The sequence below is a fragment of the Ammoniphilus resinae genome (genome assembly GCF_017873965.1).
GTDB lineage: Bacteria > Bacillota > Bacilli > Aneurinibacillales > RAOX-1 > Ammoniphilus_A > Ammoniphilus_A resinae.
In genome coordinates this window covers 111,459-133,591 of record NZ_JAGGKT010000005.1, presented here as the reverse complement: position 1 = coordinate 133,591, position 22,133 = coordinate 111,459, and the positions used below count along the sequence as shown (strand labels likewise).

23 protein-coding genes are annotated in these 22,133 nt (G+C 46.2%); 16 read left to right on the top strand and 7 right to left on the bottom strand.

Annotation, left to right across the window (positions count from 1 at the left end):
* The first annotated feature begins 162 nt into the window (after positions 1–162).
* From J2Z37_RS10650 to J2Z37_RS10640, 3 genes are all read left to right on the top strand, one after another.
* Positions 163–1,230: a TRAP transporter substrate-binding protein gene (locus tag J2Z37_RS10650; protein WP_209810241.1), complete on the top strand. Its 1,068-nt coding sequence runs from the start codon at positions 163–165 to the stop codon at positions 1,228–1,230.
* 70 nt (positions 1,231–1,300) lie between these two features.
* On the top strand, positions 1,301–2,113 hold the full coding sequence (locus J2Z37_RS10645) for a sugar phosphate isomerase/epimerase family protein (RefSeq protein ID WP_209810240.1): 813 nt from the start codon (positions 1,301–1,303) through the stop codon (positions 2,111–2,113).
* Between the two features lie 21 nt (positions 2,114–2,134).
* The gene (locus tag J2Z37_RS10640) at positions 2,135–3,274 is read left to right on the top strand and encodes an MFS transporter (protein WP_209810339.1); all 1,140 of its coding nucleotides are present in this window, start codon (positions 2,135–2,137) and stop codon (positions 3,272–3,274) included.
* Here the strand turns inward: J2Z37_RS10640 and ade are convergent.
* The gene (ade, locus tag J2Z37_RS10635; RefSeq protein WP_209810239.1) at positions 3,231–5,012 is read right to left on the bottom strand and encodes an adenine deaminase; all 1,782 of its coding nucleotides are present in this window, start codon (positions 5,010–5,012) and stop codon (positions 3,231–3,233) included. The two genes, J2Z37_RS10640 and ade, sit on opposite strands and share 44 nt — an antisense overlap.
* A gap of 1,098 nt (positions 5,013–6,110) precedes the next feature.
* On the opposite strand from ade, the gene J2Z37_RS25830 reads away from it, so the two are divergent.
* Positions 6,111–6,239 (top strand): hypothetical protein, encoded by a 129-nt coding sequence (locus tag J2Z37_RS25830; RefSeq protein WP_280922197.1) that lies wholly within the window; start codon positions 6,111–6,113, stop codon positions 6,237–6,239.
* Between the two features lie 132 nt (positions 6,240–6,371).
* Positions 6,372–7,421 carry a TRAP transporter substrate-binding protein gene (locus J2Z37_RS10630; RefSeq protein WP_209810238.1) on the top strand — a complete coding sequence of 350 codons (1,050 nt, stop codon included), beginning with the start codon at positions 6,372–6,374 and terminating at the stop codon, positions 7,419–7,421.
* An 18-nt stretch (positions 7,422–7,439) separates the two neighbouring features.
* On the opposite strand, the gene J2Z37_RS10625 is transcribed toward J2Z37_RS10630, so the two are convergent.
* On the bottom strand, positions 7,440–8,300 hold the full coding sequence (locus J2Z37_RS10625) for a LysR family transcriptional regulator (protein WP_209810237.1): 861 nt from the start codon (positions 8,298–8,300) through the stop codon (positions 7,440–7,442).
* 120 nt (positions 8,301–8,420) lie between these two features.
* Here J2Z37_RS10625 and J2Z37_RS10620 point away from each other — a divergent pair, with 120 nt between their 5' ends.
* From J2Z37_RS10620 to J2Z37_RS10585, 8 genes are all read left to right on the top strand, one after another.
* On the top strand, positions 8,421–9,308 hold the full coding sequence (locus J2Z37_RS10620; protein WP_209810236.1) for an NAD(P)-dependent oxidoreductase: 888 nt from the start codon (positions 8,421–8,423) through the stop codon (positions 9,306–9,308).
* 2 nt (positions 9,309–9,310) lie between these two features.
* A complete protein-coding gene (locus J2Z37_RS10615) occupies positions 9,311–10,780 on the top strand; it encodes an aldehyde dehydrogenase (protein ID WP_209810235.1) in 1,470 nt (489 codons plus the stop codon).
* A 19-nt stretch (positions 10,781–10,799) separates the two neighbouring features.
* Positions 10,800–11,567 (top strand): N-acyl homoserine lactonase family protein, encoded by a 768-nt coding sequence (locus tag J2Z37_RS10610; protein ID WP_209810234.1) that lies wholly within the window; start codon positions 10,800–10,802, stop codon positions 11,565–11,567.
* A gap of 13 nt (positions 11,568–11,580) precedes the next feature.
* Positions 11,581–12,555 carry an alpha/beta hydrolase gene (locus J2Z37_RS10605; protein WP_209810233.1) on the top strand — a complete coding sequence of 325 codons (975 nt, stop codon included), beginning with the start codon at positions 11,581–11,583 and terminating at the stop codon, positions 12,553–12,555.
* Positions 12,556–12,583: 28 nt separating this feature from the next.
* A complete protein-coding gene (locus J2Z37_RS10600; RefSeq protein WP_209810232.1) occupies positions 12,584–13,786 on the top strand; it encodes a homocitrate synthase/isopropylmalate synthase family protein in 1,203 nt (400 codons plus the stop codon).
* Positions 13,787–13,803: 17 nt separating this feature from the next.
* Positions 13,804–14,826 (top strand): hydroxyacid dehydrogenase, encoded by a 1,023-nt coding sequence (locus J2Z37_RS10595; protein WP_209810231.1) that lies wholly within the window; start codon positions 13,804–13,806, stop codon positions 14,824–14,826.
* Between the two features lie 19 nt (positions 14,827–14,845).
* Entirely contained in the window at positions 14,846–15,883 is a 1,038-nt protein-coding gene (locus J2Z37_RS10590) for a tripartite tricarboxylate transporter substrate binding protein (protein ID WP_209810230.1), read from the top strand.
* A 72-nt stretch (positions 15,884–15,955) separates the two neighbouring features.
* Positions 15,956–16,948, top strand: coding sequence for an asparaginase (locus J2Z37_RS10585; protein WP_209810229.1), 993 nt, complete (start codon positions 15,956–15,958; stop codon positions 16,946–16,948).
* A 455-nt stretch (positions 16,949–17,403) separates the two neighbouring features.
* Here J2Z37_RS10585 and J2Z37_RS10580 read toward each other — a convergent pair whose 3' ends face one another.
* Complete coding sequence (locus J2Z37_RS10580; RefSeq protein WP_209810228.1) at positions 17,404–17,541, bottom strand: hypothetical protein; 138 nt, start codon at positions 17,539–17,541, stop codon at positions 17,404–17,406.
* A gap of 119 nt (positions 17,542–17,660) precedes the next feature.
* Between J2Z37_RS10580 and J2Z37_RS10575 the strand changes: the two genes are divergently transcribed.
* On the top strand, positions 17,661–18,485 hold the full coding sequence (locus tag J2Z37_RS10575) for an HpcH/HpaI aldolase family protein (protein ID WP_209810227.1): 825 nt from the start codon (positions 17,661–17,663) through the stop codon (positions 18,483–18,485).
* Entirely contained in the window at positions 18,482–19,258 is a 777-nt protein-coding gene (locus tag J2Z37_RS10570; protein ID WP_209810226.1) for an SDR family NAD(P)-dependent oxidoreductase, read from the top strand. Before J2Z37_RS10575 ends, J2Z37_RS10570 begins: the two co-directional genes overlap by 4 nt.
* A 175-nt stretch (positions 19,259–19,433) precedes the next feature.
* Here the strand turns inward: J2Z37_RS10570 and J2Z37_RS10565 are convergent, their stop codons facing one another.
* The 3 genes from J2Z37_RS10565 to J2Z37_RS10555 are packed head-to-tail and all read right to left on the bottom strand — an operon-like array spanning position 19,434 to position 20,610.
* The gene (locus tag J2Z37_RS10565) at positions 19,434–19,841 is read right to left on the bottom strand and encodes a cbb3-type cytochrome c oxidase subunit I (protein ID WP_209810225.1); all 408 of its coding nucleotides are present in this window, start codon (positions 19,839–19,841) and stop codon (positions 19,434–19,436) included.
* Between the two features lie 28 nt (positions 19,842–19,869).
* Positions 19,870–20,298: a hypothetical protein gene (locus J2Z37_RS10560; RefSeq protein ID WP_209810224.1), complete on the bottom strand. Its 429-nt coding sequence runs from the start codon at positions 20,296–20,298 to the stop codon at positions 19,870–19,872.
* Positions 20,299–20,301: 3 nt separating this feature from the next.
* Positions 20,302–20,610 (bottom strand): alpha-helical endospore appendage domain-containing protein, encoded by a 309-nt coding sequence (locus J2Z37_RS10555; RefSeq protein WP_209810223.1) that lies wholly within the window; start codon positions 20,608–20,610, stop codon positions 20,302–20,304.
* Positions 20,611–20,885: 275 nt separating this feature from the next.
* On the opposite strand from J2Z37_RS10555, the gene J2Z37_RS10550 reads away from it, so the two are divergent.
* Positions 20,886–21,263 carry a DUF4870 domain-containing protein gene (locus J2Z37_RS10550; RefSeq protein WP_209810222.1) on the top strand — a complete coding sequence of 126 codons (378 nt, stop codon included), beginning with the start codon at positions 20,886–20,888 and terminating at the stop codon, positions 21,261–21,263.
* A gap of 53 nt (positions 21,264–21,316) precedes the next feature.
* Here J2Z37_RS10550 and J2Z37_RS10545 read toward each other — a convergent pair whose 3' ends face one another.
* Positions 21,317–22,078 carry a sulfite exporter TauE/SafE family protein gene (locus tag J2Z37_RS10545; RefSeq protein ID WP_209810221.1) on the bottom strand — a complete coding sequence of 254 codons (762 nt, stop codon included), beginning with the start codon at positions 22,076–22,078 and terminating at the stop codon, positions 21,317–21,319.
* Positions 22,079–22,133 lie beyond the last annotated feature (55 nt).

The following is a 22,133-nucleotide window of genomic DNA, read 5'->3' as shown; positions in this document are numbered from 1 at the left end:
CTCTTTTAATAGACTAAAGGTTTCGCCTGTTTTCCATTAAAAAATTTAATCGATTAACTTTCTCTAACGATTTAAAAAAGACTGGCTTTATTGGTTATACTTCAAGGGTTTCACACCCCCAAAGAGTGTAATTTATAAATATAAAAAAGCGGAGGGGTAAATATGAGGAAATTCATGTCATCTGTTTTAGTCACACTTGTAGCTACATCAGGCTTGCTTGTCGGATGTGGTGGAGGGGAGTCCTCCAGCGGGGGAAAAGAAAGCGCAGCGCCAGCAAATGCATCTGCTCCTGCTGATCAAAAAAGCGAATCAAAACCAGCAGAAGTGATTGAACTAAACCTTGGTCACACGCTTACTGCAGATAGTGAACGGCAAATTATCGCGGAAAAGATGGCGCAACTTGCCGAGGAAAAATCAGGTGGAACCATTAAAATATCCACATTCCCACAATCACAGTTAGGCGGAGAAGTGAAGCAAATCCAATCTGTTCGTACTGGTGCGCAAGGGATGTTAATCGTTTCAACAGCGGCATTAGAGAATACGTATCCAGAGTACTCCATTTTCGATTTGCCTTATTTGTTTGATAGTGCTGAACAAGCAAACAAAGTGTTTCAAAGTGAAGTCGGAGATAAATTCTTGGACATGCTGTCCGATCAAGGGCTGGTTGGTTTAGGTTGGGGTTGGGCCAACGAGCGTAATATCTTTGCTAGTAAAAAGGTTGAAACACCTGAGGATGTAAAAGGATTAAAAACCCGCGTTATGCAAGCACCGGGCTATGTGAAAACGTATGAAACATTAGGAGCACAACCAACACCGATGGCATATGGAGAAGTGTATTTAGCTGTTCAACAGGGGACAGTGGACGGTGGTGATACTTCACCTGACCAATTCGTGATGGACAAGTTTTTAGAAGTAGCAAAATACTATAATAAAACCAAATTACATTACGTTCCTATCGTAACGGCTATTTCCAAGTCAAAATGGGATCAAATGACACCAGACCAACAAAAAGCTTTGCAAGAAGCAGTAGATGAAGCCCTTGCCTTTGGTGTAGAGTACAATAAAACTTATTACGATAAATACTATGAAGAAATGAAAAAAGCTGGGGTAGAAATCGTAGAATCTGATGTAGAAGCCTTTAAGAAGGCGGCTATGCCTGCTCGTGAATCGATCCTAAAGGAAATTCCAAATGGTGAAGAATTATTGAAGGAAATTGAAGCAGCAAAATAATAGAAGTCTTGTTGGAGTAGCTAGCGAATCGCTAGCTATTCTAGTTTCACGATGAAATGGAGGGATACAAATGAAATTAAGTATAACTGCAGCAGAAACGGCACCAGCCATGGCACCCTTTGTATTAAGAGGAAGTTATCTAGAAGCAATCGAGACAGCCGCACAAATCGGTTACGATGCCGTAGAATTGCATCCGCGAGATCCAGAGGAAGTGGACCAGAGAGCCATTCTTGCTTTCTGCCAGAAAAAGAATATCCGAATTTCTTCTTTGGGAACAGGGCTCGGATACGCAATGGACCAGCTTAGCTTAACCAGTCCGGATGAGCGAATGAGGGAGCTTGCGATCGAAAGAGTTTGTTCCCATATTCGTTTCGCCAAGGAGTCGGAAGCTGTCGTGATCATCGGTCTGATCAAAGGACTTGTCAAGGAAAGTGAAAACTATCAAGCCTATGAAAACCGCCTCATCGAAAGTTTGAATCGTTGCCTCGACTTCGCGGGAAAGCACCAAGTGACTCTCGTATTGGAGGCTATCAATCGATTCGAAAGCGATGCCCTGCAATCGATCGAAAGCACTGCCGCTTTCATCCGTCAATTTGACAGTAAATTATTAAAGCTTCATATCGATACCTTCCATATTAATATTGAAGAAAGTGAAATCAAAGGCCCGATCTTGCGTGCCCGGGATGTATTGGGTCATGTCCATTTTGCGGATAATAATAGAATGTACCCAGGGAAGGGGTTCTTTGATTTCAAAAAGGTGTTGGATGCCTTGAAGAAAGCGGACTACCAGGGATATATTGCTATGGAGTGCTTGTCTTTGCCGAGCGCGGAGGAAGCAGCCCAAGGGGCGTATACCTATATCCAAAAACTTCTTCATGATTAATCGAAGGTGGTTTTCTATTTGATGCTATTAGTCATCATCTACCTAGCTTTTATCGGTCTCGGACTCCCCGATGCGATGCTTGGTGCAGCGTGGCCTGTGATGCACAAGGAATATGTCGCGCCAATTGAAATGGCGGGAGTCCTCTCGATGATCATCGTCGGCGGGACGATTGTTTCTAGCTTTTACAGTGGAGTTGTCCTGCAAAAGTGGGGAGTCGGTCGGGTGACTTGGGTCAGTGTGATGATGACGGCGGTCGCCCTGTTGGGGTTCTCCTTATCCCCATCGGTCCTATGGCTGGCTTTGTTAGCGGTGCCGCTAGGTCTTGGCGCGGGCTCCGTCGATGCGGGGCTCAACCACTATGTGGCGACACATTACAAAGCACATCACATGAGTTGGCTGCACTGCTTTTGGGGGATCGGTGCGATTCTTGGACCGTTGTTGATGTCTCACTTTATTGCCGGCGGGGAATCTTGGCGAAAAGGATATCTCACCGTAAGCGTGATTCAGTTTGCAATCGTGTTGCTGCTCCTTTTCTCCTTGTCCCTATGGAAAAAGGGGGATATGGCGGCTGCTAGCACGGTCCCGGTGCGGGGGAAAGTGACGCAGATCAAAGGAGTGAAGCTCTCGCTCTTTGCTTTCTTCTTTTATATCGGGGTGGAGGCAACGATTAGTTTGTGGGGCAGCAGCTTTCTCGTGAACGCCAAAGAACTGCCCGTCGCCACAGCAGTTCTTTGGGTTTCCTTGTTTTATGTCGGCGTCACCTTCGGTCGGTTGATCACCGGTTTTGTCACCTTTTGCTTCGAAAATCGGACGTTGATTCGCGTCGGGCAAGGGCTCATCTTGGTTGGGGCTGTGCTCTTAATCGTTCCCTTGCCGCCCCTTTTTCTGCTGATCGGATTGGTCTTGGTTGGCTTCGGCTGTGCGCCGATTTACCCCTGTATGCTGCACATCACGCCAGAGCGTTTTGGAACAGAGCACTCACAAAGGATCATCGGTTACCAAATGGCCGTCGCCAATATCGGCGGCGCTTTTTTGCCTCCACTGTTCGGCTGGTTCGCGGCAAAAACCACTTTTTCCGTGTTTCCCTATGTGATCGTCGCCTACACGATTGCGATGCTCATTCTGTCGGAGAAGCTTCGACCTCAATGTGGTGAAAGTTGACCACATCAAACAGCCCGCTGTCCGTAATTTTTAGCTCGGGAATTACCGGCAGGGCGAGGAAGGACAGCGTCAAAAAGGGGTTAAAAGGCTGGCTGAATCCAACCTGGCTGAGACCCTCCTTTAATTTCGCCAGTTCCCTCAGGACGACGTCTCCCATCTGATCAGAAAGCAGCCCCGCGATCGGCAACGGCAGGCTGGCTACGACCTCACCATCGCAGGCGATGAGCAGCCCTCCTTGAATTTTCTCGAGCTCCTTAGCCGCAAGGATCATGTCTTCATCATTGGTGCCGGCAACGATCAGGTTATGGGAATCATGTGCGACAGTCGAGGCGATTGCCCCTTTTTTCAGCCCCAACCCCTTTACGATGCCAAGCCCAATGTGCCCGGAAGCCCGATGCCGCTCAATGACCGCGATTTTTATTTTGTCGTTGGAAGGGGTGAATGTGCCGTTGTTATCTCGCTCGACCTCCTCAATCAGGTGGTTCGTTACCAGGTTATTGGGGATGATCTCGATCACATGCGCCCGATTCCCTTTGAGGGGGATCCGCAGATGGGTTGTGTCCAGTGGGGGCAGGTGAACACTGTTTTTGATGTTGGCAGGGATGGTCGGAGGAGTAGAAAAGGGGGTCTCTACCGATTCTCCCTGTTCTGCGATCAGACTCCCATTTTTATAGACTTGATGGATTGTGATATTTTCTAGGTCGTCTAGTAAAAGAAAATCTGCATCATACCCGGGTGCAATCGCTCCTTTGTGGTTGAGATTGAAACATTCCGCCGGATTTAATGTGCCCATTTGAATCGCCGTGAGCGGGGAGAGCCCCTCCTTGATCGCCAGGCGAATAATGTGGTCGATGCTCCCCTCCTTCATCAAATCATCCAAATGCTTATCATCCGTCACAAACAGACAGCGCCGCGAATTCCGCTCGGTGACTGCTGGAAAGAGTGCCTTGGCATTTTTCGCCACGGACCCTTCCCGGATCATCACATACATGCCCCTTTGCAAACGCACTCGAACCTCTTCCGCCGTGACACACTCATGATCTGTGCGGATCCCCGCGGTCATGTAAATGTTGATCCCGTTGGAGTTAATGCCCGCGGCGTGGCCATCGATTCGGTGTTGGTGGGCCGCGACAAGTTTGTCGATCATCGATTCCTCCGCTGCCTGGACCGAAGGGAAGTCCATCACCTCTGCCAACCCCAAAACACGTGGATGTGCAAGCAACGGTTTGAGTTGTTCCGCCTTAAGAATCGCCCCCGCATGTTCAAAAGGAGTAGCTGGCACACACGATGGCAGCATGAAGTAGGCGTCAAAAGGGAGATCTTGCGTGGAATCGAGCATGAATTGAATCCCTTCGGTCCCCGCCACGTTTGCAATCTCATGCGGATCCGTAACAATCGTGGTCACCCCGTGGGGAAGAAGCGCCTTCGCAAACTCCTGTGGCGTGACTAGTGCGGATTCGATGTGGACATGCCCATCGATAAAAGCGGGACAGATGTAACGGCCTTCAGCGTTGATTACCTTTGGCTGCTTCCACACGGTCACCTGTTGGTCGTGGGCAGGCGGCCCATACGGCCCAATCGCCACAATGGTGCCATCCGCAATCACCACATCCCCCTCCAGGATGTCTCCATTAAAAACATCGATGATCTTTCCATTTGTGATGATCAAATCCGCAGAAGTCCTTCCCGCAGCGACATCGATACGGTGTATGAGACTTTTATTATCCAGCTGGCCCATCCCGATCCCCTCCTTTTTGCCTATTATTCAGTCAGATTGCTATAACTTATACTTTGACTGGCGGAAAAATGCAGGAATTGTGGGGAGGTGGCAGCGGTAAGCCTCGATGAAGACCGTTTTAATGATTCCCCAGAGGAAATGTGGTCATCATAAGCCCTATGAAGACCGTTTTGATGATTCCCTAGAGGGAATGTGGTCATCATAAGCTCGATGAAGACCGTTTTGATGATTCGCCAAAGGAAATGTGGTCATCATAAGCCCTATGAAGATTAATATTAGGACGGTCCAAAGTTGTTATGATCTTCATCGGCCCGATGAAGATCAATGTTGCGCCTGTCCAGGGTTGGTATGAACTTCATAAGCCCGATGAAGATCAATGTTGCGACTCACCAGGGTTGGTATGAACTTCATAAGCCCGATGAAGATCAATGTTGCGCCTGTCCAGAGTTGGTATGAACTTCATAAGCCCGATGAAGATCAATGTTGCGCCTGTCCAGGGTTGGTATGAACTTCATAAGCCCGGTGAAGATCAATGTTGTGACAGTCCAGGGTTGGTATGAACTTCATAAGCTCGATGAAGATCAATGTTGCGACTCACCAGGGTTGATATGAACTTCATAAGTCCGATGAAGATTAATGTTGCGACAGTCCAGAGTTGGTAAGAACTTCATAAGTCCGATGAAGATTAATGTTGCGCCTGTCCAGGGTTGGTATGAACTTCATAACCTGATGAAGATCATTGCCGAGGGGGAGACCCCTGAGCTGTCGTTTGTCTAGGTGAACCATACAATTGGTGTAATTAGATCCCATTAGATCCAGCGATCCCAGCACCTCGTGATCAGAAGGGACACACGCCCCCACCCAACAACCTCCCTGACAAAAAGGGATAGTGCTCACAGATCCTCAGCAATCTTGACCTCCCCCTTCATCCCCCAAATGAAACCCTTCACCTTACCGCAGGGGATAGTGCCCACAGGACAGTCGAAGGATAGGCCCTATACCACCGACCCGACAGGCCAAAGCCACACACACCATTTTTACCCAACCCACATATTTTGTATTAAGGAAACTTTTATGGACAATAGGAGGTAGAGAACTGTGTTACATCCTCGCTCATCGAATCGAATAGAGAAATGGATCATGGTATTAAATAAGCTGCGAGTGTTATCGGAAGAGGAATTTAAGGAACTGCAAACCCGTAGGGATCAAGATAGAAAAGGAGGATGAGCACACCCTCCTTTTTTGTTGACAGAAAATTATATCTAATATATTATATACCACATATCACAATTTTGAATTCGTTTTATAATGAAACAGTTCAAACAATAACAAAAACATTATCGTTGGAGGGAATCCTAAATGAGAAAGAGCAAAAAATTTGCGTTACTGTCAACGGTTGCTATAGCAACTACTGTTGCTTTGTCCGCCTGTGGCAGTGGGGGGACTGAGTCGGTTGGACAAGCGCAGGATAGCGGAGCACCAGCTAAAGCAAAGGTTATCAAGGTGGCAAACTTCTTTGCCACAGATCATCCGCAGAATATTGCGCTTCGTGAAAAGTTCAAGCCGATGGTTGAAGAAGGGTCAAAGGGAGCTTTAAAAGTTGAGATCTACGACAATAACAAACTTGGTGCAGAGAAAGAGTTTTACGACGGGGTCCGCAATGGAACGATCGAGATGGGGATTTCCGGAATGAGCATGCAGTCCGATGTGGAGAAAATGGCAATTCCAGAATGGCCCTTTTTATTTAAAGACTATGAACACGTGAAAAAGGTGCTGAACGGTCCGATCGGGGATGAGATTTCTGGTGATCTGGAAAGTACTCAAGGTGTGAAGCCGCTCGCTTGGAGTGCGAATGGATTCCGTATGTTCTCCAGCAACAAAACGACGGAAAAAATGAGTGATTTCAGCGGATTGCGCGTACGCATGCCAAACGTTCCAAACTATCTGCGATTGGGAGAATTGCTTGGAATGAACGTTACGCCGATGCCGATTTCCGAGGTATTCACCGCTTTGGAACAAAAAGTAGTGGATGGACAGGATAATCCGATCGCGACACTAAGAGCTTCCGGTTGGTATGAGGTACAAACAGACGTATTGGAATCCAACCATATGTTTAGCCCTAACATTTATATCATCAATAGTAATTTTTATAATAACCTAACTCCAGAGCAGCAAAAGTTGATAGAAGAAGCATCTAAAACTGCTGCCGATTACGAATTTCAGTTGATGGAAAAGAGCTATGATGATGATAAGAAATTCCTAGAATCGAAAGGAATCAAATTTACCACGCCTAGCGACGAATTTAAAGAAGAGATGATAGCCGCTATGAAGCCGCTTTATGACGAAATCTTCCAGAAGTATCCGTGGGCATCTGAGATGTACGATAAAATTCTGGCAGAAGGAAAATAGGGGCTGGAAACAGCCCCCTCACCCCAACACCCCCGAAATAAACGCCAAAAACTCCCGCACAGCAATAAAGTTCACTGCTTCCTCCGTACCATACAGCCAGGTTTGCCTGCTCAAAGGGACGCCCGCCGAATTTAAAAGGGGAACACAGCACAACTCCTGTTCCGACCGCAAGCATAATTCTGTCAAGAAGGTGTAGCCAAGACCGGCCCGGACCATTTCCTTGCACGTATCCGCCGTATCTACATTCATCGTTACCTTCGGAGGAACGCGAAAATTCTGCGCCCACCAACCGTCGAGCAGACCCCGCAAAGAAGGGTTCGTCGTATAGTCCAATCGCGACAACGATGGAAGCTTTTCCAATTCAATAGGCGACCTTGAAACCAAAAAGATTCCCTCCGTCGACAACAGCTGCTTATAATGATTCCACTCGATTTCTTCCCGCAAAAAAGCCACGTGGATCTTCCCATCATACAGCAAAGGAACCAAACTCGAACTAAACCCAGTCACCACATTTAGCTCAATATCAGGATATAGATCATTAAACTTGGAAAGCAAGTCAGGCAACAGGTATTGGGCGACAGCGCTCGAAGATCCGATATAGATTTTCCCCTTGACTTTCCCTTCCAGGGAAAAGATATCCTCCTGGACTTTTTTTAATTCCTTCTTCATGCTTTTCGCATACTCGATCGCAAGCTCCCCCACGGGTGTAGGGAGGAAACCCTTTTTCGTGCGGGTAAAAAGCCGGGCCTGAAAATAGCTCTCCATTTTCTTCACCCGATAAGTCAACGCAGGCTGTGTAATGAAAAGCTCCTGAGCAATCGCCGAAATACTGCGTTCCCGATCGAGCAAGGTGAGAAGGGTCCAATCCAAATCATCCATGTGCTCCCCCTCCTAATTATAAAATAATTTTATAGTTAATTATAAATTCCCTTTATTTTCACTTATATTTGAACTCTATTATAATTTAAATTAACCATAAAACATAGAGGAGGAACATCCTTGACCAACAAAGTAGGTTTAGTCGGACTTGGGAATATGGGCGGCACGATTGCCAGACAACTTGCAAAGCAGTTTCATGTCATTGCCTTTGATGTGGACCAGGCAAAAAGGGAACAGCTCCAAAGCGAGGGGATTACTTGTGTAGATTCCCTCGAGGAATTGGCTGCGATGGCCGAAGTCATCCTGTTCTCCTTGCCTCGTGCCGACATTTCATTAAATGTGTTAAGAACCATCTGTCCCCATCTGACCAAAGGATCAACGATCATCGAAACGAGTACCGTTTTGCCCAACGACATGTTGGCATTCCAAAAAGTGTGCAAACCTTATCAGATTAACCTGATCGATGCGGCCATCCTAGGAGGGGTGTCCCATATGGCAAACCGGACGGCAGCACTGCTGATTGGGGATTCGGATAACGTAACTCGTGACGTCGAGCCATTCTTGCTGGCGATTGCAGCGGAAGTCAAGGTGATGGGGACGCTCGGTGCCGGGATGGCGGCAAAAGTCATCAACAACGCGGTGGCACACTCGGTGATGGGCTTGATCGTTGAAGCGGCGGCACTCGGCGTGAAGCTGGGGATCTCTGTGGATGGTGTGTATGAGTTGCTGCGCGGGGAAACGGCACTATTGCGACCGTTGACACATCGTTTTGGCGAGCGGATTATGAACGGAGATTACGAGGGGGGAATGAGCCTCGACAATGCGCGGAAAGACTCCGTTTTGGCCCTCGAACTAGCACAACAGCAGGGAGTCCCTCTTTTCAACATTCAATCCACACACACCGTTTACGAAATTGCTAAGCAGGAAGGCTACGGGAATCTAGATTATGCAGCGATTGCGAAGCTTTGGGAAAAATGGGCGGACATTGATTTTACAGGGGGGAAATAAGAATGGAAAAGTATCAAATGTTTATCAACGGTGAATGGAGAAGTAGCGGTGAAAGCTTCGAATCCATCAACCCATATAACCGGGAAGCGTGGGCGTTGATCCCTCAAGCGAGTGAGAAAGACGTTGAAGATGCGATTGACGCGGCACGCACGGCTTTTAAGAAGACGTGGCGCAACACTCCCGGCTTACAAAGAGCCAAGCTAATGAATAAATTGGCAGATCTACTTGAGCAAAATGCGGCGCATATGGCGTTGATCGAATCCACGGACAACGGCAAAATCATCAAAGAAACCTCGAAACAAATGGTTTTTGCGGCAAGGATGTACCGTTTTTATGCAAGCTACGCGGATAAACTCTATGGACAAACGATCCCTTTGGATAATCCAAATTTCTTCGATTATACCTTGTGTGAGCCGGTGGGGGTTGTCGTTTTGATCACCGCTTGGAACTCCCCGATTCAGTTGTTGGCAAACAAATTAGGCCCTGCTTTGGCCGCAGGGAATTGTGTGGTCATTAAACCATCCGAGCAGGCCTCCGCATCGACGCTCGAATTTGCCAAGCTCGTTCAGGAAGCGGGATTCCCACCAGGTGTCGTTAACGTCGTCACCGGTGATGGGAAAGTAGGTGACTGCCTGACCAGGTCAACGCAAATCGATAAGATCAGCTTTACCGGAGGATCGCAGACAGGTCGTTTGATCGGCAAAAATGCTAGTCAAAACTTTGTCCCTTTAACCCTTGAATTAGGTGGAAAATCACCCAACATCGTCTTTGCTGATGCAGATTTTAACAAGGCGGTTGCGGGGGCGATTGCGGGGATTTTCGCCTCGAGCGGTCAAACCTGTATTGCCGGCTCACGCTTGCTGGTGCAACGACCAATCTATGAAAAGATGGCTGAAGCGATCGCGGAAAGGGCGAAGACGATCAAGATGGGGAACCCGCTTGATGAATCAACGCAAATGGGACCCGTCGCAAACGAAATGCAGTATCAAAGAATCATGCAGGCCATCGAAAGTGTGGAAGCTGAAGGAGCGAAGATTCTGTGCGGGGGAAGAGTGACGGATTCGGCGCTTGCCTCAGGTTACTTTATCCAACCGACGGTCCTAGTCGATGTCGCCAATTGTATGAAGGTCGCACAGGAAGAAATCTTTGGCCCGGTGCTGAGTGTGATCCCGTTTGACGAGGAAGATGAGGCCATCACAATGGCAAATGACTCCGTTTATGGACTGGCCTCAGGGGTATGGACGACCAACCTTTCCCGCGCACACCGCGTGGCTAAACAGATCGACGCCGGAACCGTGTGGATCAATACGTATCGGACGAGTGCGGCGCAGGCTCCCTTTGGCGGAGTGAAGCAGAGTGGATATGGAAGGGAAAGAGGATTCCACGCGATCCTACCATACACCCGCACGAAAAATGTGATGATCGACATGTCCGACGAAGTGCAAGACCCTTTTTCCATTCGAACCAATTAACTGATCAGGAGGGATAAGCATGAGTGATTTTCCGATTATAAAGCCGCTGCATGTAGGCATCCTGCAAAATATCGAGAAGTCGCAATTTGTTTATGGCAGGCATCATGGGATCAAGATTGAAGTGCCGTGCATCATGTTCGTCATTGAAGTCGCCGGGAAAAAAGTCGTGGTCGACACCGGTCCGTGTAAACCTGATCGGGCTCGCCAGTATCATGGGCCATTAATTCAGGATGAAAGCATGTACCCCGAAAATGCCCTGAAAAGCATCGGCGTTCACCCCGATGAAGTAGATTACGTGATCCTGAGCCATCTCCATTGGGACCACTGCAGCAATTGCAAAATGTTTAAGAACGCCACCTTCATCGTGCAAAAGACGGAGCTGCAATACGCGATCACACCGAACGAGGTGCAGAAAGCGCAATACGAAATCGGATTCCGAGAAATCCTCCCGCCTTGGATTGACGTGCTGCAACAGATGCAGACCGTTTCCGGTGACGTCTATGACTTTCTGAAGGGCGTTCACTTAATCAGCCTGCCAGGCCATTCGCCTGGACTAATGGGAGTCGCCGTGGAAACAAGGAAAGATCTCTATCTCATCGCCAGCGACTGTGTTCCTTTAATGGAAAATTGGCACGGCGACGCGCGCATGCGCCACATCCCGAACGGACTGCATATCGACCTAGCTGAGTATGAACGGTCATTTGAAAAAATGGAGCGGCTTGGCGGCATCGTTTTAGCGGGACACGACTATGAAACGCTGAAGTATAAGCAGTATCCACCGGAGTAGGGGGAAGGGATAAATGGATGATTCGATGATATCCCTAAAAGATATGGGGTCTTTCCATATAGGCGGCCGTGAAATAGAGGTGAAGGAAAGGCCAGTAAAGGAAGTCGTCCTTACGAAGAATGGAGTGCCCGTTCAATTTGATCCGAATGGGACTTACCAAGTAGAGCAAATGTATGTGCAGTATTTCATTCCTCGTGATCTGCGCGGTAAGATTCCATTACTCCTTTGGCATGGGGGCTCTCTTACCGGTGCCACATACGAGACCACACCTGATGGACGAGAAGGCTGGCTGAACTATTTTTTGAAAAGGGGCTGGGCTGTCTATAATTCCGATGCCGTTGAGAGAGGGCGCTCTGGTTGGTCGCTGCATGCTGAGGCTTTTCAGGATGAACCCATTATCTTTCCGAAAAAGGATCAATTTGAGAGATTTCGGATTGGGGCGGGGAAAGGATCGTACAACAAGGACAGGGACAAGAGGAGGATTCTCCAAAACAATCAATTCCCTGTTGAGTATTTTGATGATTTCACGAGACAAATCGTACCAAGATGGGCAAAGAGTGATGACGCTACGTTGGCTGCTTATATGAAACTTGTGGAGAAAATTGGCCCCTGTATTATAGTAGCACATTCACAAGCTGGTCCCTTTGCATTTCGAGTTGCCCAGGCGCTCCCTGATCAGGTAAAGGCTATTATTGCAGTTGAACCAGCCAATGGAGGAGACACCCAGTATTCTGAACGGCTAAAAAATACACCTATACTAACTGTTTATGGAGATTATATCAGTCAAGATGAAAGGTGGACCCACATTCGGGGGAAGACTATGGCGTATTTTCAAGCTTTAAGAAGCGAAGGAGGGATGGTAGACATCCTTGACCTCCCGGAACTAGGAATCACGGGGAACTCGCACTTAATGATGATGGATCGAAATAATCTGCAAATAGCCAGGGCCATCCAGGAATGGTTAGAAAAAAGGGGTTTTTACAGGTAATTAGACTTTCATAAAGGGGATGAACTACGTGGATCGATTTAAAAAAGCTACCAGTTTTATCAATCATTTGCCTGAAGTTCAAAATACCTTATCGTTTCCTCCATCTGTCATCATTTCCGACTGTATTCTCCGGGATGGGGAGCAAATGGCAGGTCTTGCATTCAGTTTGGAAGATAAGGTAGAAATCGCAAAAGCTCTGAATGAACTAGGAGTAGACGAAATTGAAAGTGGGATGCCTTCGGTTTCGGAGGATGATGCGGAAGCGGTAAAGCGGATTGTTTCTTTAGGACTGGATTCGAAGGTGACCGCTTTATGCCGTGCGATTAAATCAGATATCGATACAGCTTACCAGGCAGGGGTTTGGGGTGTTTCAATTAGTTTACCGATTGGGGATTTACAACGAAAACATAAATTAAAGTGGCCAGATGAAAGGTATTTGGATACCTGTCTTTCTTTAACAAACTATGCGAAAGAAAAAGGGCTGTATGTGATATTGAGTCCCTATGACACTACGCGAGTGGATTTGGATTTTTTAGCTAAAGTTTTAACGACGTTAAAAAGTGAAGGCACCGTGGATCGTATGCGTGTCGTGGATACAGTGGGTGCTGCACACCCTGAAGCAATGCGATATTTAATCCGTCACATTAAAAATATTTACGATGTTGAACTCGAAGTTCATTGTCATAATGATTTTGGATTGGGAACCGCTAATACAGTGGCTGCGATGTCCGCAGGAGCTGAGGTTGCTTCCGTTACGATGAATGGAATTGGCGAGCGCTCGGGAAATACAGCATTGGAAGAAGTGGTGACGGCCCTGGATGTTTTGTATGGCGTAAAAACTAATATTGACCTTTCTAAGCTTCAAGAAATTTCTCGAAGAATAGAGAGGATCACAGGTGTATCCCTTCAGGCACACAAGCCTGTGGTTGGCAAAAACTCCTTCCGTCATGAATCAGGGATGGTTGTGGCTGGATTGATTGAAGAACCTTTTGTTGCCGAGGCGATCAGACCTGAGCTTGTTGGACAAACGAGAGAGATTGTGGTTGGAAAAGGAAGCGGCGTTGTTTCCCTTCTTCACAAATTAAAAGAATTGAAGGTAGATGAAACAGCGGTGGATGGTCAGGTCCTTCTAAAGAAAGTGAAAGACCTTGCAATTCGTCAGAAAAGGGCGTTAACAAATGAAGAATTGTTAAATTTATATCAGGATGTTCAACTTTCTCAAAAAAGCTAGAAGGAAGGAGAAAAGAGATGACCCAGCAAAAGTCAAAAGTGTTGATTATGGAACCGATTGATGACATGGAAGATACCCATCAAATGTTGAAAGATGCAGGGTATGAATTAATATTAGGCCCTCCTGTATCCCGTACGGCGGAAAGATTTTCTGAATCGCAATTAATAGAGTTGTGTCAAGACGTAGATGCGATTATGGGGATGGCGCGTGAAAAGATAACACGAAAAGTGATTGAGTCAAGTCCGAGATTGCGGGTCATTTGCAAGTATGGAATAGGTGTGGACAACATCGACATTCAAGCAGCATCCGAACATGGCGTATTGGTCACGAATGCCCCAGTGCACACCAAGACAGTTGCTGAATATGCTTTTTCCCTGATTCTATCAGTCCTCAAGAAGATTCCACGTAATTTAAACCATCTAAAGCAGGGGAAATGGCGAGATTCCTCAACCATGGGAAATGAATTATATAAAAAAACCATTGGCATGGTAGGATTTGGGGCAATCGGAAAACAACTCGCCAAACGTTTGCAGGGATGGGACGTCCAAATTTTAATTTATGATCCCTTTGCAACGAGAGAAACAGCTGATTTGTTCGGAGCACAATTGGTAGATTGGAATACCCTTTTTCAAACGTCGGATGTGGTTACTTTACATCTTCCTTTAATGGAATCCACGCGAAAGATAATCAGTCGGAATGAATTCTTCATGATGAAAAACAGTGCCATCCTAATAAACACTTCACGGGGTCCTATAGTTGATGAACAGGCTTTAATTGAAGCGCTTCAAGACAAGCGGATTGCGGGAGCTGGGTTGGATGTGTTTGAAACGGAGCCGATTAGTAAAGATAACCCTTTGTTAGAAATGGAAAACGTCGTCATAACCCCACATGTTGCGGGCTATACGTTTGAATCACTTCATCGAATTTCCGAGCAATGTTCGCGAAATTGCCTATCTGCTCTAAGGGGTGAAATTCCGGAATTTATTGTAAATCGTGAAGCGGTAGAAAAGTGGCGTGAAAGAGTAAATCTTATCAAATAAAAAATGAGGGGTGTTAATGATGAAAAAAAGTTTTGGTTTATCGATAGTCCTAACGTCTTGTTTGATGTTGCTTTCCGCATGTGGTTCAAGTACCGGGGGATCTACGCAATCTACGCAGGCTCCAGCCTCAAGTGAAAAACCTGCAAGCACTGCGGAACAGGCTCCAAAGGATGATTTTCCTAACAGGCCTATTAATATTATTGTTCCCTGGTCGGCAGGTGGTGGAACAGATGTAAGCGCACGCACGCTGGCTCCTTACGTTGAAAAGGAACTGGGGGTTACAATTAATGTAGTAAATAAACCAGGTGGCGGTGGCTGGGTTGGATTGACAGAAATAGCCCAAGCAAAACCGGATGGATATACTCTGGGTATTACTCATTCCCCAACTTTGCCAGTCGGTTTCGTTGATCCAAATGCGAAGCGTGATATTAGTTTAGACAGTTATTCTATCGTCGCTCACCATGTTATCGATCCTGATGTTGTGGCTATTCGTGCAGATGATACTCGTTTTTCCGATATCAAAGGGTTGATTGAATATGCAAAGAAAGAGGAATTAACTACAACTGCAACTGCGATCGGATCTGATGAGCACTTAGTAGCACTGGATTTTAATAAAAACTATGGAACGAAATTCAACCCGGTTCAATTCAAAGGTGCTGCCGATAGTTATGCAGCAGCATTGGGCGGACATGTAGACATTTTCATGGGGAATCTAAGTGAACTTTTAAATATGCATAAAGAAGGACAGATTAAAATACTTGGTATTGCAACAGATGAACGTTCTTCACTTCTACCTGACGTGCCAACACTTACTGAGAGTGGATTCGATGTCAAGATGGCTTCCTCAAGGGGAATTGGGGGGCCAAAAGGGATCGATGCACATCGCCTAGAAATCCTCGAGAAAGCGTTTGAAAAGGCAATCAAAAATGAAGAGCAGATTAAGAAAATTGAAGATATGGGAGCACAAGTACAATTCATGGGTAGCCAAGACTATCTAAATATGCTGAAAGAGAATGTAGAGAAAGTGAAGAATTTAGGTGACTTACTAGGATGGTAATCATCTTGATGGCCGGACAATTTTGTCCGGCCATCAATTCGGGTAAAAATGAGTAGTCTGGAGGTGAGTATTATGATACCTAGGATTCGTTTAATAGCAGTGGGTGGAACCATTTCAACTTCGGATGTAGATGGTAGCAAGCTGGCCTTACCAAAGTTTACGGGGGAGGATTTAATCAAAGGTGTACCCGGGGTTGATCAGCTTGCTATAGTAGAAGTGGATAATTTTAGCATGGTAGTAAGTAATAGACTATCCATTGAACAAGTTTACCAATTGGCTCGGCACATCCGTGATGTCCTGTTGGAAGACCCAGAGTTAACTGGTGTGGTTGTTACACATGGTACGGGCACAATGGAAGAAAGTGCTTTTATGGCAGATTTAATGGTGAGCGATCATCGCCCTGTGGTTTTCACCGGAGCAATGAGAAAAACATCAGATCCCTTTACGGATAGTTATTTCAATATATACCAAGCTATTCAAATTGCTGTCAGTTCAGAAGCGAAAGGGAAAGGAGTTATGGTTGCCCTTAATAGTGTGATCCACTCCGCACGGGATGTTTATAAATCACATACGACAAATGTTGATTCATTTCAATCAGGTGAATTTGGCCCGCTTGGCTACGTTTATCCTGATCATGTCCATTTTAGTAGAACCCAATTACTACGTCTGAATCTATATACAGAGAAACCAATCTTTGATGTTGATTTGATTAAATTTGTTGTAGGAATGGATGATAGATTCATTAGATGTTCAGTTGAATCCGGAGCGAAGGGGATTATTATTGAGGGTTCAGGTCTTGGCAATGTGAATGATTCCGTGGCAGAGGGCATTCGTAATGCCTTACGGCAGGGTGTAACGGTTGTGATATGCTCACGCTGTGTCAATGGCAAGATTTTCTTTTCCTATGGAACAAAAGTGAGTGCCCGGGCACTTTTTGATGAGGGCTGTATATTAGCGCCTATGCAAGGTCCCAAGGCTAGAATCCTATTAATGTTAGCACTCGGTATTACTAACGATCGTCAACACATTCAGAAAATGTTTGATCCTCAAAGAGATTTTTTATGAGATCGCATGGGGTGACGTCCAAATGATTTTGGGGTCACCCTTTTCGTTGATGATTAAATTTTGATCTTCCGCTGTAGGTCGTGTCGGAGGGATTGCGGATGCCACGAAATTTACTGGCGATTTTCCATGCGTTACTGGCGGATTTGTCCCCTTTACTGGCATTTTTAAAACGGTTACCTGCAAAAATCATGGAAGCAGGAAGAATTTAAGGAAATGGGTGGGGGTATCTGTTTATCTAGGGTGAACTATTTTTAAATGGACGACAACAAAAGTCAAAGATACCCCTTTTTCTGTTCATATCTCATTTTTACTGGCGAATTTAGTGGATTTACTGGCATTTCTGGTTAGTTTACTGGCATTTTTAATGCATTTACTGGCAAAAGTATATTAATCACTTTCCAACTACCCTTTGGGGTATATTGGACAAGGGGAAATAACTAGATTTTTTCTAGCGGTCATTCACGACTTTTCACGCGTTCACCGCGGCCAACGTACTTATCCTGATCAGAAGGGATAAAACGGGTCTCCCACATCCCACCGCCCCCATTCACCCCTGCTCCTGACCAAAAGGGAGAATGCCCACAGGGTTTCAAAGAAGCATTGCCACCCCAACCCGTCCTCAATAAACCACACTGTATAGTTTTACTTATCAGAATATTTAATATAAAATAAACACTATACTTATCGATTCTATCCTTCAGGAGGTATGTCCATGTATCAAAAGGTGAACAAAGTAAGGCTGGCCCATAAGGAGGGTCGAATGGCGATGGGGACGTGGGTGCAGATGGCTTCCCCGGAAATCGTGGAGGTTGTAGGTTATCAGGGTTACGATTACGTCATTATCGATATGGAGCACGGGCACTTTGGTATGGATATGGCAACAGCCATGATTCGAGCCGCAGACGCAACCGGGCTGACTCCGATTGTTCGGGTTCCAAACAAGGATGAAAGCATGATCCTCAAAGTCCTCGATGCGGGGGCAATGGGAGTCTTGGTCCCCGGCGTGACCACGAAGGAACAGGCGGAAAAAGTGGTTCGCGCAGCCAAATATTGGCCAAATGGGATGCGGGGGACTTGTCCATGGACACGCTCTACACAATACAATGCCACCGACTGGTCCGCTCATGTCAAGTGGAGCAATGAGGAAACCATGGTGTGGCTGCTCGTCGAGGGAGAAGAGGGAGTCCAAAATTTTGACCAGATTCTGACTGTCCCTGACATCGACGGAATCATGATGGGACCATTTGACCTTTCTCAAACTTTAGGGATCCCAGGTCAACTCGATCATCCACTGCTACACGAAACCCTGCAAACCATGGTTGATCAGGCCGCCCGAAAAAACATTGACATCATCGCTCCTATGCTGTTGGAAAGCACCCAACAGGAAATAGAAAAGTCTACCCATAAATGGCGCGACCTTGGGTGCAAAATCATCACCGTTGGCGGAGACCGGGCGATTCTTTCGATAGGATTTCGAAGCTTTTTAGACCATGCTCAAAAAGCAACTGAAGCTGCAAAAACAAAGGAGAACGTATGAAAAAATTTAGTGGAGAAGTCGCTGTTGTAACAGGTGCTGCACGCGGACTGGGCAGAGAAATTTCCCATCAGCTGGCTGCGGAAGGTGCCAAGGTCGTCATCACCGATATAAATGAGGCAGGGGTAAACGAAACGGTAGCCGCCATTAACCAAATCTACCCCGAAACCGCCATAGGGATCGTGATGGATGTAAGTGACCCGGAATCCATAGCAGCCGCCGCCAGACAAGTCGAAGAACAGCTCGATTGCGTAGACATTTTAATCAATAATGCTGCAATGCTGCGCTACAAACCGATTTTTGAACTGACGATCGAAGATTGGAAAAAGATGATGGACATCAACCTCAACGGCTATTTTTACTGCAGCAAAGAATTTGCGAAAATCATGGCCCGTGCGAACAAAGGAAAAATCATTAATGTCAGCTCGATCTCATCCCAATTGGGCGTCGCGGGTGCAGCAGCTTACTGTGCTTCAAAAGGGGGAGTGAACGGGTTGACGAGAGCTTTGGCGATTGACCTAGCACCCTACAACATCACGGTCAATGCCGTTGCGCCAGGACCGATCGAGGGGGAATTGATGAACACCATCAGCACCGAAGAAGGAATCAAAGAGCGCAGCAGCAGGGCGCTTTTTAAACGCTTGGCAACTTACGAAGAAATCGCAGGCCCTGTCGTTTTCCTAGCCTCTAGAGAAGCAAACTGGATGACAGGGACAGTGCTCACCGTAGACGGTGGGTTTTCGGCAGTGGCAGCCGGGTCGGCGCCAAAATCGTAACAAAACGTTAATAAAACCCTAACAAGTCCTTCACTCATTTTTCATCATTCCCTCCTATAATGAAAACTAGGCGGGATGACAAATGGGGTCATCAGCATCGACAGCGAAGGTTGGGGCTGGCGATAAACTTTCTAAGAAAATAAAAAACGAGCCCAGAAAGGCTCGCTCTCAAATTCTACCCCTGAATATTACGCTTTGACGAAGGGCCCCGACTAACGGTGGCCTTTAAATTTGCCACGACATTATAAACGAAAGCAATAATGCCAATCGTGGTGACCGTCGCTCCAATCGCAATCACGGGTTCGATCGCAGTATTTCCAGATTCCAGGATAATTAATCCGATCATCATAACGGGAAGACCAATGTTATGCAGCCAAAAGTGGGTTTTTGCCAATTTATTCTCTGCGATGTTAGGAAACAAATGATAAATGATACCGGCTAATGCAAGAGAAACCCACCCCAACAAGTTCATATGTGCATGCGATGGTGCGTATTGAAATTGATGCGAAATCGACATAAACATCCCCATGAAAACTGCAACGAGGAAATAAATCACGGCAATCTTAAGAAAACGAATTCCCAATATTTTCACCTCCTTTACCCTAATCATATCATCCCAAAGTCCGTTTGATAACTCCCGATGTGGTGAAATAGTCATCATTTTTTACCTTGACATGGGACAAAAGCCATGGTGGGGAGGGGGTGGGAATGTCTCCTGAAAGATACTTTTGGATTTCCCGCAACGTAGAGGAAATTTGCCTCTCGATCCTCTGGTCTTCATCAAAGAAGCGCCTGAATGCCGCACTTTGTTTCACATCTCTCCCAAGCAAATGGATTTTTTGACAATGGATCTGCCGAATCATTTGCAAAGAGAATAATAGACGTGGAAAAGATAGCGCTAGCGCCCCTTGCAACTGTTTCTGGCGACCCAAAGATTTGAGAAAACGCTGATATTCCCGTAGAAAAGTACAAAGTGCCCTTTTCATATTTAGAGTGGTCTCTAACAGTAAAAAAGTGGAGCGTTCCATTTTCCCATCCATTTCTTACTCCTCAAAATCCACCTGCATCCCTATTTGGGATACCGTTTCTAGTTTACGGAGCAAAAATAACTCTTTAAACATCAACGTTTCCATTAGACGAAGAACGGTCACGTTGAATCTTAAAATATCATTGTTACTTGGATTCGACGGAAAGTCCAAATCCTTCCCGACAAAAGCCTGCAAATTTTCCGCTTCGGCATTAATTAAATGGGAGAGGGCAATTTCTTCAAGGGCAATGGATTCCAACAAGTCAATGATCGTTTCATCGAGATCCGGCCTGTGCTTTTCTTCCGGTATTTTTGGCATACTCATGGAATCAACCCCTTTCCCGGGCGAATAAAAGAAGATGCTACATTTTATGTTCTGGAAAACCATTCGGTTCATGAAACCCGCCTCCTCCTCCCACTTCACAAAATGTGCTCTTGCGGATATATAATTCCAAAGACCCATGCATAAGATGAGATAGGAGGATAGGGAAGCGACCAAAACCGCGGTAGTTCTTCAAACTTCGCCGCGATGGCATGAACCCGGGTAGACTCCAACGGCAAAGCGATTCATCAAGAATCTTCTTAGGGGGTGTAACGATTATGAATCAACAGGAAGTGAACGATCCAAAACAAAAGGAAAAGTCTTCAACCGGGATGGATGTGAATTTGGCTGGGGTTCTTAGTTATTTACTGGGGATCATCACAGGTATCATCTTTCTTGTTTTAGAAAAGGAAAGCCGCTTTGTAAAATTCCACGCAATGCAATCCATCCTCGTATCTGTATTCTTGATCCTGTTAAACATCGTTCTTGGCTTTATTCCTATCATTGGTTGGTTAATTGGCCTTTTGGTAGCACCCATGTCTTTAATCCTCTGGATCTACCTCATGTTACAAGCTTACAAAGGGAGATGGTATAAGCTTCCGGTTCTAGGCGAGATGGCAGAAAAGCAGCTGAAAGATCAGAATTTGGATGTGTAAAGCAGAAAAACGCTCTGTCTTCTTAGAGGCAGGGCGCTTTCTCTGCTTATTCCCTATTGATTTAACGACTGCAAAAGTGAAGAGACGCCGACAATAATTAGTAGAAGGTAAACTAACTTTTTAAAATTAAGCTCGTTGATCGATTGGCGAATCGGGTGTGCCAGTAAAAGGCCGAGCAAGGTAGGCACCATTAAGATTAGCACTGTAATAAAGAGATCACTTGTCAGCGCCTCCGTATGAAAGACGAAGGAAAGACCGATTGCCGTTAAGAAAATAGTTAAAAAGTAGGCCACAATCGTAGCGAGGAATTCCTCTTTTTTCAACATCTTAATCAACACGGCAACTGCTGGAGGTCCAGGGATTCCCGCCACCCCGGTCAGCAATCCCGCTGCAAAACCTGCAAGATCAAAGCCCCTCACACGTTCCCCGCTCTCGATCGGGACTTGCTCCTTTTTCCGCTGAATCAATTGAAAGAGCACATATCCCAGTACCACGACCCCGACAATTCCTTTAAGGTGGACCGCATTCAGCATCCCGCTTGTCAGTAAACCAATGATTAACCCCGGAACCCCAAAGCCGACTAAACGGCGAACTAAGTCCCAACGCGGCCGCGAGTGATTTCTCAGCATTTGTACGGAAATTGAAAAGGAGGACAGCACAAGGCTAATCCAAATTGCTTCATACCCCGGATAAAAATAAAGCAGGATCGGCACACAAATCAGCGAGAAGCCAAATCCCGTTAAAACCTGCAGCCCCGCCGCAAAAAAAACGGTCACACCGCTTAGAAATAAAGGATATCCAAATAGATCAGTCATTGCCTCTCTCCCTAACATTCCATTTCCTTCTATCGTAGCATACTCGGGATCAGAC

What these genes read in the sequence shown, in the direction of transcription:
- J2Z37_RS10650 (WP_209810241.1), top strand. Translation starts at nt 163, where the DNA reads ATGAGGAAATTCATGTCATCTGTTTTAGTCACACTTGTAGCTACATCA.
- J2Z37_RS10645 (WP_209810240.1), top strand. Translation starts at nt 1,301, where the DNA reads ATGAAATTAAGTATAACTGCAGCAGAAACGGCACCAGCCATGGCACCC.
- J2Z37_RS10640 (WP_209810339.1), top strand. Translation starts at nt 2,135, where the DNA reads ATGCTATTAGTCATCATCTACCTAGCTTTTATCGGTCTCGGACTCCCC.
- ade (WP_209810239.1), bottom strand. Translation starts at nt 5,012, where the DNA reads ATGGGCCAGCTGGATAATAAAAGTCTCATACACCGTATCGATGTCGCT.
- J2Z37_RS10630 (WP_209810238.1), top strand. Translation starts at nt 6,372, where the DNA reads ATGAGAAAGAGCAAAAAATTTGCGTTACTGTCAACGGTTGCTATAGCA.
- J2Z37_RS10625 (WP_209810237.1), bottom strand. Translation starts at nt 8,300, where the DNA reads ATGGATGATTTGGATTGGACCCTTCTCACCTTGCTCGATCGGGAACGC.
- J2Z37_RS10615 (WP_209810235.1), top strand. Translation starts at nt 9,311, where the DNA reads ATGGAAAAGTATCAAATGTTTATCAACGGTGAATGGAGAAGTAGCGGT.
- J2Z37_RS10610 (WP_209810234.1), top strand. Translation starts at nt 10,800, where the DNA reads ATGAGTGATTTTCCGATTATAAAGCCGCTGCATGTAGGCATCCTGCAA.
- J2Z37_RS10605 (WP_209810233.1), top strand. Translation starts at nt 11,581, where the DNA reads ATGGATGATTCGATGATATCCCTAAAAGATATGGGGTCTTTCCATATA.
- J2Z37_RS10595 (WP_209810231.1), top strand. Translation starts at nt 13,804, where the DNA reads ATGACCCAGCAAAAGTCAAAAGTGTTGATTATGGAACCGATTGATGAC.
- J2Z37_RS10590 (WP_209810230.1), top strand. Translation starts at nt 14,846, where the DNA reads ATGAAAAAAAGTTTTGGTTTATCGATAGTCCTAACGTCTTGTTTGATG.
- J2Z37_RS10585 (WP_209810229.1), top strand. Translation starts at nt 15,956, where the DNA reads ATGATACCTAGGATTCGTTTAATAGCAGTGGGTGGAACCATTTCAACT.
- J2Z37_RS10575 (WP_209810227.1), top strand. Translation starts at nt 17,661, where the DNA reads ATGTATCAAAAGGTGAACAAAGTAAGGCTGGCCCATAAGGAGGGTCGA.
- J2Z37_RS10570 (WP_209810226.1), top strand. Translation starts at nt 18,482, where the DNA reads ATGAAAAAATTTAGTGGAGAAGTCGCTGTTGTAACAGGTGCTGCACGC.
- J2Z37_RS10560 (WP_209810224.1), bottom strand. Translation starts at nt 20,298, where the DNA reads ATGGATGGGAAAATGGAACGCTCCACTTTTTTACTGTTAGAGACCACT.
- J2Z37_RS10555 (WP_209810223.1), bottom strand. Translation starts at nt 20,610, where the DNA reads ATGAGTATGCCAAAAATACCGGAAGAAAAGCACAGGCCGGATCTCGAT.
- J2Z37_RS10550 (WP_209810222.1), top strand. Translation starts at nt 20,886, where the DNA reads ATGAATCAACAGGAAGTGAACGATCCAAAACAAAAGGAAAAGTCTTCA.
- J2Z37_RS10545 (WP_209810221.1), bottom strand. Translation starts at nt 22,078, where the DNA reads ATGACTGATCTATTTGGATATCCTTTATTTCTAAGCGGTGTGACCGTT.